Annotated in this window: 18 protein-coding genes; 13 read left to right on the top strand and 5 right to left on the bottom strand. The window is 43.2% G+C overall.

The window, feature by feature from the left end:
• Positions 1-21: 21 nt before the first annotated feature.
• The 13 genes from MMAH_RS05665 (at position 22) to MMAH_RS05605 (ending at position 9,077) form a co-directional block, all read left to right on the top strand.
• On the top strand, positions 22-1,407 hold the full coding sequence (locus tag MMAH_RS05665; RefSeq protein WP_013037584.1) for an APC family permease: 1,386 nt from the start codon (positions 22-24) through the stop codon (positions 1,405-1,407).
• 13 nt (positions 1,408-1,420) lie between these two features.
• Positions 1,421-1,708, top strand: coding sequence for a hypothetical protein (locus MMAH_RS05660; RefSeq protein WP_013037583.1), 288 nt, complete (start codon positions 1,421-1,423; stop codon positions 1,706-1,708).
• A gap of 12 nt (positions 1,709-1,720) precedes the next feature.
• Positions 1,721-1,972, top strand: coding sequence for a hypothetical protein (locus MMAH_RS05655; RefSeq protein WP_013037582.1), 252 nt, complete (start codon positions 1,721-1,723; stop codon positions 1,970-1,972).
• 55 nt (positions 1,973-2,027) lie between these two features.
• Positions 2,028-2,498, top strand: coding sequence for a class II SORL domain-containing protein (locus MMAH_RS05650; protein ID WP_013037581.1), 471 nt, complete (start codon positions 2,028-2,030; stop codon positions 2,496-2,498).
• A 131-nt stretch (positions 2,499-2,629) separates the two neighbouring features.
• A complete protein-coding gene (locus MMAH_RS05645; RefSeq protein ID WP_013037580.1) occupies positions 2,630-3,052 on the top strand; it encodes a response regulator in 423 nt (140 codons plus the stop codon).
• Positions 3,053-3,147: 95 nt separating this feature from the next.
• The gene (locus MMAH_RS05640; protein WP_013037579.1) at positions 3,148-3,672 is read left to right on the top strand and encodes a VIT1/CCC1 transporter family protein; all 525 of its coding nucleotides are present in this window, start codon (positions 3,148-3,150) and stop codon (positions 3,670-3,672) included.
• A gap of 16 nt (positions 3,673-3,688) precedes the next feature.
• On the top strand, positions 3,689-4,126 hold the full coding sequence (locus tag MMAH_RS05635) for a universal stress protein (RefSeq protein ID WP_013037578.1): 438 nt from the start codon (positions 3,689-3,691) through the stop codon (positions 4,124-4,126).
• Between the two features lie 59 nt (positions 4,127-4,185).
• Positions 4,186-5,142 carry a calcium/sodium antiporter gene (locus MMAH_RS05630; protein WP_013037577.1) on the top strand — a complete coding sequence of 319 codons (957 nt, stop codon included), beginning with the start codon at positions 4,186-4,188 and terminating at the stop codon, positions 5,140-5,142.
• A 44-nt stretch (positions 5,143-5,186) separates the two neighbouring features.
• Positions 5,187-5,744 carry a CBS domain-containing protein gene (locus tag MMAH_RS05625; protein ID WP_013037576.1) on the top strand — a complete coding sequence of 186 codons (558 nt, stop codon included), beginning with the start codon at positions 5,187-5,189 and terminating at the stop codon, positions 5,742-5,744.
• A gap of 84 nt (positions 5,745-5,828) precedes the next feature.
• Entirely contained in the window at positions 5,829-6,974 is a 1,146-nt protein-coding gene (locus MMAH_RS05620) for a pyridoxal-phosphate-dependent aminotransferase family protein (protein WP_013037575.1), read from the top strand.
• 6 nt (positions 6,975-6,980) lie between these two features.
• A complete protein-coding gene (gene ribC, locus MMAH_RS05615; RefSeq protein ID WP_013037574.1) occupies positions 6,981-7,445 on the top strand; it encodes a riboflavin synthase in 465 nt (154 codons plus the stop codon).
• Between the two features lie 63 nt (positions 7,446-7,508).
• Positions 7,509-7,913 carry a 6,7-dimethyl-8-ribityllumazine synthase gene (gene ribH / locus MMAH_RS05610; protein WP_013037573.1) on the top strand — a complete coding sequence of 135 codons (405 nt, stop codon included), beginning with the start codon at positions 7,509-7,511 and terminating at the stop codon, positions 7,911-7,913.
• A gap of 21 nt (positions 7,914-7,934) precedes the next feature.
• Entirely contained in the window at positions 7,935-9,077 is a 1,143-nt protein-coding gene (locus MMAH_RS05605) for a pyridoxal phosphate-dependent aminotransferase (RefSeq protein WP_013037572.1), read from the top strand.
• Here the strand turns inward: MMAH_RS05605 and MMAH_RS05600 are convergent.
• From MMAH_RS05600 to MMAH_RS05585, 5 genes are all read right to left on the bottom strand, one after another.
• Positions 9,072-9,500: an adenylyltransferase/cytidyltransferase family protein gene (locus tag MMAH_RS05600; RefSeq protein WP_013037571.1), complete on the bottom strand. Its 429-nt coding sequence runs from the start codon at positions 9,498-9,500 to the stop codon at positions 9,072-9,074. The two genes, MMAH_RS05605 and MMAH_RS05600, sit on opposite strands and share 6 nt — an antisense overlap.
• Before the next feature lie 79 nt (positions 9,501-9,579).
• Positions 9,580-10,329, bottom strand: coding sequence for a DUF1638 domain-containing protein (locus MMAH_RS05595; protein ID WP_013037570.1), 750 nt, complete (start codon positions 10,327-10,329; stop codon positions 9,580-9,582).
• 89 nt (positions 10,330-10,418) lie between these two features.
• Positions 10,419-12,017: a sodium:solute symporter family protein gene (locus MMAH_RS05590; protein ID WP_013037569.1), complete on the bottom strand. Its 1,599-nt coding sequence runs from the start codon at positions 12,015-12,017 to the stop codon at positions 10,419-10,421.
• A complete protein-coding gene (locus MMAH_RS10765; RefSeq protein ID WP_013037568.1) occupies positions 12,008-12,130 on the bottom strand; it encodes a symporter small accessory protein in 123 nt (40 codons plus the stop codon). The genes MMAH_RS05590 and MMAH_RS10765 overlap by 10 nt, the downstream gene beginning before the upstream one ends.
• Before the next feature lie 220 nt (positions 12,131-12,350).
• The gene (locus tag MMAH_RS05585) at positions 12,351-12,830 is read right to left on the bottom strand and encodes a metallophosphoesterase (RefSeq protein WP_245526265.1); all 480 of its coding nucleotides are present in this window, start codon (positions 12,828-12,830) and stop codon (positions 12,351-12,353) included.
• Between the last annotated feature and the right edge of the window lie 46 nt (positions 12,831-12,876).

Below are 12,876 nucleotides of genomic sequence, written 5' to 3'. Positions count from 1 at the left end.
AAAATAATGGGGGAATATTGAATGACAGATGAAATTACTAAAGATCCCTTGGAAGAATCCACCGGCCTTGTCAAGACACTAAGACCATACCATGTATGGGCACTTGGTGTCGGGATTGTGCTGGTGGGTGAATATATGGGATGGAACTTTACTGTTGCCAAAGGTGGTATACTTGGTTCCCTTTTGGCATTACTTGTTGCCGGTACAATGTATTTGATGGTTTCTCTGTGTGCAAGTGAACTAGGTGCATCTACCAAAAGTGCAGGTGGGCCTTATGACTGGGCACGTTTATTCGTAGGTCCCGGTGCAGCGGCACTGGTTGGACTTGCTGTTTATATGGAATACATCGCTCTGGAAGCCGCAGATGCCATTGTTGTGGCATCAATAGCAGAATCAGTATTCCCGGAGATAGAGGTATTCCCGGTCACGCTTTTAGTGATCACTTTCCTGACATTTGTAAATTACAGGGGTGTTGTGGCAGCGCTTAATCTTAACTTTGCACTGACCTTTACTGCATTTGCGGCAATACTTGTGTTCTTTGCCATGAGTGTAACAGGTTTTGGAGGTATCTGGGATCCGGGTAACTTAATATCCGGTGCTATTCCAAACGGATTTATAGGTATCTTTGCTGCACTGCAATTTGGTCCCTGGTTCTATCTGGGTATAGAAGGAGCGGCTATGAGTGCAGAAGAATGCAAACATCCTTCCAGAGCAGTACCTCTGGGCCAGCAGGCAGGGATGATCACTCTTTTGCTTGCAGCCGGTATGACTCTGTATGTATGTTCTGGACTTATACCAACCGAGCAACTTGGTGTATCCGTATATCCACTATATGAGGCAGCCACGAACAGTGGTGTGCAATTGCTTGTAGTACTCCTTGCAATAGGTACTCTCTTTACATGCCTTGCAAGTGCCAACGGTACTATTTGTGACTCATCCAGATCATGGTATGCCCTTTCAAAAGATCAATTCCTTACACCATGGTTCTCTGCTGTACATCCGAAATATAGAACACCTTACAGGGCTGTTATTTTCACCATGCCGATTGCGATTGCGTTTGCATTCAGTGGTTTCCTGGATCAGGTTATCACATTTTCGATAACATCCGGACTTGTATGCTATGTGATGATTCCATTTTCCCTGATTCGTTTCAGGAAGATGTTCCCGCAGCACAGCAACAAAGTGCGTCCATTCGTTGGTCCGTTGCAACCCTGGATTGCATATTTCACAATATTCCTGGCAATTGTGATCATGTCAACCCTACAGTGGGGATACAGGTATAACCTGATATTTGGCCTGTTGTTCTATGCAATTGCGTATTTCTATTTCAACTGGAGATACCGCAGCCTGGAATCCACTCATGACTGGGGCGAAGAGATGGGCTGGCCCGAACCAGTGAGGACATAAGGAGGTGATGATTTTGGACGATAAACAAACAGAAGCAAATGTTGACACTGCACGATATATGAGCAAACTACGACAGGATGCCCTTGTTGTGGTAGCGTTGATGGGTGTATTGTTCTTTTCAGAATCATTCATCTTCTACACCATAATTACCACGGTATGGGACAGTACACCCGAACTTTCGAGTATATTCCCGGTTTATGTACTGTTCTTGCTACTGGTACTGGGTGTCGGAACCGCTGCATGTCTAAGGGTGTATAGTTCTATAAAGGAACACATGTATACATTCAGATATTATGACTGAGGAGGATTAAATATGGCAGTTACTAGCAGGGGAAAAGAAAGAAGTGCTTTCCTGCAGATATTTGACATTTTATTTATTTTCATTGTGGCAGGTATCTGTGTTGTACTACCCGTTATCCTGCAGGGTACCGTCCTTGTAGGCTGGGGAGAGTCGGGAGGCATGAAATTCATCTGGGACCCGGTGTCTTATTTCAGCCTGGTTGCTGTAATTCTTTTGTTCTTTATAGTGGTACTTTACCACTCGGTTAAGAATTACAGGTTCTGAAGTTGCCAGCATTGCTGGCAATTTATTATTTTAAATTATATAAGTAGGTGATGCGATGACTGATAATATCAACCGTCTAAAAGACAAGGATAATCCAACGGAGACTGAAAAGAAACATATACCGGTTATTGAAGGTCCTTCAATGATGACAGCAGGGGGTACATATGAGGTCAAGGTTTCTGTTGGAATTGAACCGCATGTAATGGAAGAAGACCACTACATCGAATGGATAGACCTCTATCTTGCAGATCAGAAGATAGGCAGGATGGATCTGGGACCATCGGCAGAAAAGGCAGAAGCAACCTTTAATGTAACTCCTCAGGAGGAATTAATAGGTGCCACAGAGTTTCAAGTATGCCACATCCGGGGTGTAAATGTTTGCGGCGATTGTGGTCTAACTTCTGTAATTACAGACTTTAAAGCAATTGAAAGCTGCAATGTCCACGGTCTCTGGGAATCTTCCATGGAAGTGGAAGTTATGTCCTCAAAACAAAAGCCTGGCAAAAAATGCAGCTGGAAAGCTTAATTATCTATATGTGGAATTGAAGTGCCGGGTTTGCCGGTACTTTTTTTATTTGATTGCAACAAAAAGAAAAGCTCATCTAAAAATATACTTTGTACAATTTTTAATGCATTTAGTAAATAGAGGAAGTAATCATGAAATCCGGGGGCATATTGGTAGTTGAGGATGAAATGATCGTTGCAATGGGCATAAAACTCAAACTGGAGGAGATGGGGTATACTGTTTGCGCAATTGTGGCAGACGGACAAACGGCTATAAATATGGCATCACATTTGAAACCGGATTTGATTTTGATGGATATTATTCTCAAAGGCAATATGGACGGAATTGAAGCTGCCAAAGTAATCAAACAGAAGTTGACTACCCAATTTATTTTCCTAACCGGTATATCTGACAAGGCCATTTTGCAGCGTGTCCATGAACTAAAACCAGTGGGGACTATAATGAAACCTTTTGATGACTCACAGCTGCGCACTATGATAGAAGATGCTTTGTCTGAATATAGATCCTCTTCCGGCTCTTTGGAATTTTCTGATTCTTGTTCTTTGTTGGGATGACAGAATAAATCGAATCCTGTATGCAAAATTGTTATATTTTTTGTAATCATATATCTATGTCTTGATACATACTCATAAACTGTTGAGTGTCTTAAATGAAACCAAAACCCGATCAGAGTAGATATATTATCCTTGGCAGTATCGATGGAGTACTGGCAGTACTTGGTGTTGTCATTGGTGCTTCGAATGTCTCTTCTAACCCTGATCTCATAATAAATGCTGCTTTAGGTGGCGCGGTTGCTCTTGCAATGACCAATGGGCTTGGATCTTACCTTGCAGAAAGTGCGGTAGAGTATGGCCATCTTGCTGACCTTGAAAAACCTCTTTTACGCAATCTTGGATCTACAAGTCTTGAAAAAGAAACGCGCAATAATATATTGTATGACACTCTGGCTCATGGCGGTTCCAGTCTGATTGGTTCTCTTGTGCCTATATTGCCGTTTGTATTTCTGGAAAACTATGCACTGGAAGTTTCAGTTGGATTAAGTATAATCGTTTTGGCTGCTCTTGGTATGTTTTCCGGCAAAATAGCCCGGCAAAACCTGATACTACATTCTGTCAGGATGGTTGGGCTTGGAATACTTGTTGTTATTGTTGTAACTGCTTTTGGACTTACATGAGATGGATGGTGGTAAAATGAAAGACATAACTTATCGTAACATTCTGGTTCCAATTGATGAAACGAAACTTTCCAAAAAAGTAATTGATAACGCATTGCATATTGCATCTGTGGAGAATGGGCGCATTATTATAATTTATGTGGAAGAGCCAGGCAACTTGAAATCATTTCCGGATGAGTTTCATGAAAAACTTGCCAATCTGTTTATTAAAAGTATAGAAGCCAATCTGGAGTATGCGGCAAAGCAAGCTGAAATACAAGGCATAGCTATCCATACACAGGTTGTTGAGAGTAGGAATCCGGGTCGTGAAATTATCAAAATTGCACAGGAAAACAAGATCGATCTTACTGTAATGGGGACAGAATCATTGCGTAGCGATCCCTTTGGAAGTCTCACACGATGGTTGATTGCTGCTGATATAGGGCCGGTACTTGTCATCACTTCCGATGACTGAAATATTTTAACAGGTTAAATTTTATATTCTGTATCAACTATATTGCGCTGGTCCCAAAAATGCAACAATATACTTTACCTCTTTTTATAGTAGGTCTGATTCTTATTACAAAAGGTGCTGATTGGTTTACTGAGTCTGCAGTCTCAATATCCCAAAAAAGTGGTATTCCCAAGATGTTAATCGGGGCTACAATTGTAAGTTTTGCAACCACAGCTCCCGAATTTACAGTTTCTGTATATGCTGCTTATTTAGGTCAGACCGGGTTGACTGTGGGTAATGCTGTGGGCTCTGCCATATGCAACGCCGGCCTGATCCTCGGAGGCGTAATAGTCTTACGCTCGATTCCTGTAGAGGATTCCTCTTTTTTGAAAAGGGGTGCATTTATGGTTGTATCGGCTTTGTTGCTGCTTGTAACATCCATTGATGGCGTACTCACACCTGTTGATGGTATGCTTTTACTGGTAGTTTTTGTCGCTTTTATGTATTACAATTACAGACGACAATCTGTGATCTTTGGGATGAATGAAGAAGTTTATGAAGACCTTGAAGAAGTATCCGGTTCTATTTCAAAAGATGTGGCCTTTTTTGTCCTGGGTGCTGCTCTTGTGGTGGGTGGCAGTCGCATCCTGATTGATTCCGGTACTGATATTGCTATGTGGCTTGGTGTTCCTGAGATGGTTATCGGATTGACCCTTATAGCATTTGGCACATCACTTCCTGAATTAGTTACTGCTCTTTCAGCTACTAAAAAAGGCCATAATGATCTAGCAGTTGGCAACATACTTGGAGCCAACACAATGGATATAGCTTTAATTCTGGGAGTTTCTTCCCTTATCAGTGATCTTCCGATAGAGGAGCAATCTTTATATTACGATTTTCCGGCGATGTTATTGATAATGGGTATGATTGTTGTTTTTGGTTTAACAGGCCGCAAACTTGCACGCTGGGAAGGGGCTGTTATCTTAGCCACCTATATTGCCTATATAGGCGGCCTTTTCTTTTTCTATATGCAATAAATAAGCAATTGCTTAAATAATAAAATTCACATTAATATTACTAAATGATACTGCCAACTGCCCAATCCATAAAGCAGCAGAGGATAGAGCTAGGACTTACACAAAGCGGCCTGGCAAAAAGAGCCGGTGTCAGTCAGCCCCTTATAGCAAGAATAGAGGCGGGTGATGTTGATCCAAGGTTATCTACCTTGAGAAAAATATTTGCTGCTTTTGACCAATCCGAAAAAGAAAAAATATGTGTCAGGGACATCATGCATACACTTGTGGTTTTTGTATCTTCTGATGAATCGGTGGACCATGCAGTCAGTATCATGCAGGAGCATGGTTATTCTCAGGTTCCTGTGATCGATAATGGTGTGCCTGTAGGCAGTATTTCAGAGGACATGTTTGTCAGGTCAATGGCTGAGAACAAAACCGCCATGATATCCAAAATGAAAGTGGGGGATATGATGGGTGAATCTTTCCCTGCAGTTTCCCCTGAAGCTGATATTGGTATTGTATCTACACTGCTGGAACGCTATCCTGCAGTCCTGGTGCTTGAAAAAGGAGTTGCTATCGGGTTTATCACCAAGCACGATATAATAAAGTTGCTACACGGTTAATCTTAATTCTGACTGTTTAACTACAGTTAAATATTAGCGCTACATTAGGTGTGGATTAGTTAAAAAGCTATTAGAGGAAAGTCTATGGACCTTGAAGATAATCTATTAATGATGCCAGGCCCGGTGCCAGTACCCCCCAGGGTTCTCAGGGCAATGGCCAAGCCGATGATCAATCATCGTGGAGCACAATTTTCTGAAATATATGATGACTGTCGTCGAATCCTTGCTGACGTTTTCAAGACAGAAAATGACATTTTTGTGTTAAGCGGCTCAGGCACCGCTTCTATGGAAGCTGCTGTAGGTTGTATCGCAGACAAAAATGACAGGATAATCTCCATTGAGAATGGTAAATTCGGGGAGCGTTTCAAAGACCTTGCTTCAAGATACGGTTCTGTTGTTCCCCTGGAGTTTGAATGGGGTAATTCAGTGGACCTGGATCTGATTGAAGCACAACTAAAGGAAGGAGCAAAGGCCGTTACCATGGTTCACAACGAAACCTCCACAGGTATCCTGAATCCTGCAGAACAGGTCGGCAAACTTGCGAAGAAATATGGAGCCCTGTTTATAATGGACGGTGTGACTTCACTGGGTGGAGATAATGTATTTGTTGATGATTGGGGGGTTGATGTAGCAGTGGTTGGTTCCCAGAAATGTATTGGTGCACCACCAGGTCTTTCCATGCTTTCTGTAAGTGAAGCTGCATTTGACGCAATGGAAAAAGAAAACCTTCCCTATTATCTTGATCTCAAAGCCTGCAAAAAGAGTGCTGACAAGGAAAAAACACAAACTCCTTACACACCGGCTATTCCCCTTTTCTATGCCTTGCAGGAGTCCCTTCATATAGTTGAAGAAGAGGGAATGGATGCCAGGATAAAGAGACACTGTACTGGTGCAGCTGCTGTGCGTGCAGCGATGGATGCAATGGGTATCGAAATGTTCCCACAACTCGATGAATACAGTGCTTATTCCAATACTGTTTCAGCAATGAAGGCCCCAGAGGGTATGGATAGTGAGACCCTTAAAAAGGAAATGATGAAAGCCGGAATTACAATTGCAGGCGGACAGGCCCATCTTAAGGGCAAGATTTTCCGTATTGGAAGTATGGCCAATGTAAGTTACAGGGATATTCTCAGTACTCTCCAGCAGGTCGAGATAGTGTTCAAAAAGAGTGGAGTGGTTTCAGAACTGGGTCCTGCAACAGAAGCTGCAATTGAAGTATTAGATAAATGAGATATTATGAAAATCATAGGTATTGTAGACACGACATTTGCACGTTTTGATATGGGCAGTGCTGCTGTGGATGAGATCAAGCAGTATGTTTCAGCCCGTATAATTCGGATCACAGTTCCGGGTATAAAGGACCTGCCGGTGGCTTCTAAAAAGCTTATCGAAGAGCAGGGCTGTGAAATAGTCATGGCTCTGGGAATGCCCGGTGCTGCGGAAAAAGATAAAATGTGTGCACATGAGGCTTCCACGGGTATCATCCAGGCCCAGCTTATGACAAATACGCATATTATTGAGGTTTTTGTTCATGAAGATGAAGGCAAGGATGAGAAGGAGCTTGCTTTTCTGATGGAGAACCGTGCACGTGAGCATGCCCGTAATGTCGTGGACCTTCTCTTTAAGCCTGAGAAGCTTGTAAAACAGGCAGGTACGGGCCAGAGGCAGGGTTTTGAGGACGTTGGAAGCCTGCGTGGATGAGAAATTGATTTTATAATTTATAAGTATGATTAGGAAGCAAAATCTGCATTGGAGAACAATATAATGACAATCAGACTGGGATTTGTGGTAGCGGAGTTTAACAGGGATCTTACCTACCAGATGGAATTGCTTGGTATAGAACATGCGAAATTCCTGGGGGCAGAAGTGACAGATACCATTCTTGTGCCCGGTGTTTACGATATGCCGCTTGCAATCAAGAAACTTTGTGAAAAGGATGATATCGATGCAGTTGTAACCATTGGTTCGGTGATAGAAGGTGCAACGGGTCACGATGACATAGTGGTCCAGCATGCTTCAAGAAAGATTACTGACCTGTCTCTGGAATACAACAAGCCCGTTACTCTTGGCATTGCAGGTCCCGGTATGAGTCGTATGGAGGCTCACCAGAGGGTCGATTATTCCAAGAGGGCTGTAGAGGCTGCGGTAAAACTTATCAGGCGTCTCTAAATAAATTCATAGGGGCTATCAATGGCATCTTCAAGACTGGCCCGTGTGGCTGAATCCCCGACAATCCGTATAGCCAATATAGCAAATCAGCTCAAGCAGGATGGCATTGATGTAATCAGCTTTAGTTTGGGTGAACCTGATTTTGATACACCAAAACACATCAGTGATGCTGCATGCAAGGCGCTTTATAGCGGAGAAACTCATTATTCTCCCTCTCCGGGCATCAAACCGCTGCGCGAAGCTATAGCCAAGAAACTACAAACAGAGAACAATCTGAATCTGGATGCATCCAATGTGATGGTCACACCGGGAGCCAAGCAGGCAATATTCGAAGTGATGATGTCTGTACTTGATGATGGTGATGAGGCTATACTGTTCGATCCTGCTTGGGTTTCCTATGAACCATGCATCAAACTTGCAGGAGCAAACCCTAAATGGGTGCCTACAGACCCGGAAAATGGCTTTCTTCCTTATGATATTGGAGATCACATCACAGATAAAACACGTCTGATAGTTGTCAATTCCCCGTGCAATCCTACAGGTGGTGTTTTTGGCAAGGACAAATTAAAGGAAATAGCAGATCTTGCTATTGATCATGATCTTCTGGTCCTCTCTGATGAGATATATGAAAAGATACTTTATGATGAAAAACATTACAGTATCGGTGCCATGGAAGGGATGCAGGACCGTACTATTACTGTAAATGGCTTTTCCAAATCCTATGCGATGACAGGCTGGAGGTTAGGATATTTAGCTGCAAATGAAACTTTCCTTCATGATTTCCAGAAAATCCAGTCACATTCTGTCAGCAGTGCTACAACGTTTGCTCAATATGGTGCCATTGAGGCACTGGAAGGCGACCAGCAACCTGTTGAGGACATGGTAGCTGAATTCAGGCAACGCCGGGATATCCTTGTAGATGGATTGAATGATATAGGTATACATTGTAACCGTCCCACGGGTGCATTCTATGCATTTGCGGATGTAAGCGAATATGGGAATGGTGAAGAGATTGCTGAGAAATTGCTTTCTGATGCCCACGTTGCCGCTACCCCGGGTTCAGCTTTCGGTTCAAGTGGTAACAATTTCGTGAGGCTTTCATATGCTATTTCACAGGAAAGGATAAGAGAGGCACTTGAAAGGATTGAGAATTGCCTTTTATAATTCTGTTCTCTTCCTTTCCAGAATTCTTTTTATAATTCTACCACTGCTGCAAAGGGTACATTGATGGGGTTTTCCCAGGCGTACTACCTTTGTATTGAATCCTCTTTTTTGAAGTTTATCTTCAAGTTCTTTTTCATCGAATACCTGGTCGTGTCCCAGTACGATAATATCAGGTTGTACCTCTTTGAGAGGTTTGAACATATCCTCTTCACTTCCCAGAAGGGCATGGTCCACAACCCTTAAAGCTTTAACCATTTCAAGCCGCTGTTTTTCAGGAACTATGGGTTTAGGTTTATGTTCGATTGTTGAGTCCCGTGCAACAAGGACGTATAATTCATTACCATACTTCCGGGCCTGTTCCAGATAGTAGAGATGTCCCGGGTGCAGTATATCAAAGGTTCCTGTTGCAAGTATGCGTGTCAATTCATCACCTGATTAATTGTCCGCTAAAGAATAGGAATTACCTTTAATAACTTTATGGAAAACACCCGTATCCTTTGGGTCAATATAATTCTTTTTTGAAATTACTGTAGCACTGCCTCAAAGTATTCAGGTTTGGCGGTACATGCAGTATATCAAAGTCAAATAAATCCGCGAACTCATCGACCTTTTGATGGAAATCCTTTTCATAATTAAATCCAGTGTCAACCTTTGCTACATGCTTGTAACCGACTTCATTAAAGACATATCTCGATTTTTCAATGTCGTTTTTATCTTTGCTAAATCCTGAAGAAACCAGCATATCCCTCCAGTTGGCTGCCCACATAGGGGTCAGGAAAAAAGCCCCTTCTCCTTTGAAACTCTTGAGGGTGTCGAGATATTCCTGTCTGCCGCCAAGCACGGCACCGATACAGTCATCGATTGTTTCCCCGTTATTTTCTTTTAGTATTCCTACCGGACATGGATGGTCGGCAAAATCTTCCTCTATATCTGACAGTACATTGCCACACAAACCGTAAAAAAGTAATATACCATCAGATATGGGTGTCAATCTCCTGGTATTTGTGTATACCTCATCCTTGAGTTTCTTTGGGGTTGCATGCAGGGCAAATTCAAGTATCTGGATAACTATATTGAATTGTTTATCGGGCAATGGATTATTCAGCAAACTCACCATGGTTTTTGTTTCAACGTCCACTCCTGCTTTGCTGAGTTTATCCCTGATGCCATATGATTCATCATTTTCGACTATGATCACATTGTCTACCGAATTGTCCTCTTCTATGAGACATGTTATCTCATCTTCGAACATCCTGCAGGCTATTATTGTTAGGGTTGGCAGGTTAAATCACCTGTATAAAAAAGAAAAGGGAAAGGATTTTAAGATTGCGCCTTTTGGCCTTATCTTTTGATACATCCCCTGTAACATTTGTCGAGATGTTCCTCTGGCATTGGCCTGGTAGCCAAGCTTACTAAAACGGCGGTTATGGCAGCAATGGGAGTTGCAACAAGTATCGGGTCCACAACTGTCCATGTACCGGTAAGTAGGGTTTCTGTTCCAAAAATAGCCTTTGATATCCCCAGGGGAGCGGCTTCTTTTGCATGTACAAAGGTCAGCCAGAAAAGGCTGCTGAATGTTCCCGCAAGAAGACTTGCAATCGCTCCTTCCCTGGTCATACGAGGCCAGAACAGCGCTCCTGCATAGGCGGGCAGGAAGGCAGCCGCGCACAGGCCGAAGAAAATAGCTGTGCCACGGGCAATTATGCTGATTGGTAGCATGTAGGCAAGGATAACACTCAGTATGATTGTAACAGCGATTCCCAGTCTGGTTACGGATATGGTCTTTCCGGATCTACCACCCTTGAGGAATTCTTTATAAAAGTCATGGCCGATAGCAGTTCCCATGGTATGATATTGGGAACTGAGAGTTGACATAGCAGCTGCTAGCAGGGTTACCATGAAAATTGCAACGAAAAGGTCCGGTGTAGCACTGTTTATGTACTCCGGTATGATGCGGTCCATATTACCTCCTGCCACATCCAATGCAATCTGGCCCTGCGTATCGAGGAAATACACATTGGAAAGGGCACCTACTATATAGGCAACCCCGGCCATCATGAGAATAAAAGGTCCACCGGCAAATACTGCCCTATTGAGAGATTTTTTACTATCTACTGTCATGAATCGCACGGCCAGCTGGGGTTGTGCCAGTACACCGATTCCCACGCCAAGTATAATTGTAGATACCATTGTCCACCATATCGGTGTGCCAAATGCAGGCATTGATGTCCAGCCAGTATGTCCACCAGCGGCTAAACCTGCCGGTATCATTGATGCCATGTCGGTGAGGGCCTGATGGGCTTGTGTAATTCCACCGAGGTTAACATAGGTTAGTATGAGCAGTACAGTCATGCCCCCAAGCATCAGGGTTCCCTGCATGGCGTCTGTGTACATAACTGCCAGCAACCCTCCTGTTATTACATAGGCTGCAACAATAATAGTGAGGATAAATACGGCCACGTCATAATTGATTCCCAGGGATGTTTCCATGAACCGGGCTCCTCCGATGAGTACAATACCTGCGTAAAGGGGCATGAACACTCCGATCAGGGTGCCCGAAAAACCCTGTATGAATTTTGAGTTGAAACGTTTTCCCAGCAGTTCGGGGAATGTGACGGCCCCCAGGTTCACACCTATACGCCGTGTGCGTGATCCGAAAAGGACAAAGGCCACAAATATCCCGACCACGATATTCATAAAGACAAGCCAGAGGGTACCCATTCCCAACGTTGCGGAAACTCCTCCGAAACCAACGATTGCGGATGTACTGATAAATGTCGCTCCGTAGGAAAGGGCAAGTATGTAAGGATGCACTTTCCGCCCTGCAAGCATGTAATCGTCAACTTCTCTTGTACGTTTGTAGGCTATCCATCCACAATAGAAGACTATCATCAGATAGACCAGAACGATTACACCAAGAACTACCGGGCTTACAGGCAATCCTCTTCCTCCTCTTCATTCCATTTTGCAATTCCATATGCCATGCAGGCGATGGCACTTATTATGCACAGAACATATGCACTCCATATGTAGGGGTCCTCTATGCCTAACATTTTTACACCTCTTTTATGATGGGGGGTGTTAGCAAGTAACATACTTGAACTTTTCGAAAAGAGCAGGATAAACAGGGATTAAACAAACGGGCCAAAAGGTATTTATCGAAAAATAACAGAAAAGTAAAATTAAGTATTACAATAGACATTTTTTGTAATACTATGTCTGTTTTGCAGACCTTAAAGGGCGTTGTTGTCAGACCACGCCTCCTTCCTTCTTTTATAGTTCAATTATCTCGGTTTCCTTTGTTTTGGGGTCCACCAGTGCAACAGTAGCTTTTCCCGTAAGTACTCCGGCAGTTTCCCCGGGATTTATCACTCGTGTGTTGCCGATCATGTGGCTGCCTGCCTGGTGGGTATGTCCCCTGACAATGAGATCAAAATGACCGGATGCAGCAAGAGCCTCAATTTCTTCTTCGTTGATCCCGTGTAGGAGGGCAATATGCAAACCCTCTATATCCATTGTGCCAAAATCACCACATACGTTTGCTCCCTGTTTTGCAAACCATTCCTTTATAGTAATCCTGTCTCCCTCGTTATTTCCAAATACAAGGTGAAGAGGAGCCTCCAGTTCCGTGAATCCTTTTACGTTGAAAGGTGATACGAGGTCTCCGGCATGGAGCACAGCAGAGACCTGTTTTTCATTGAAGAAGTCCATAGCTTTGCGTATCATATCTAAATTGTCGTGGGAATCAGCCATTATTCCCAAATATTTTCGTGTTAAGATCATCAACTCCTATAATATT

Source organism: Methanohalophilus mahii DSM 5219, from assembly GCF_000025865.1.
Taxonomy (GTDB): domain Archaea; phylum Halobacteriota; class Methanosarcinia; order Methanosarcinales; family Methanosarcinaceae; genus Methanohalophilus; species Methanohalophilus mahii.
Note: the sequence above shows the minus strand (reverse complement) of the source record. Positions and strands in the feature narration are given on the sequence as shown.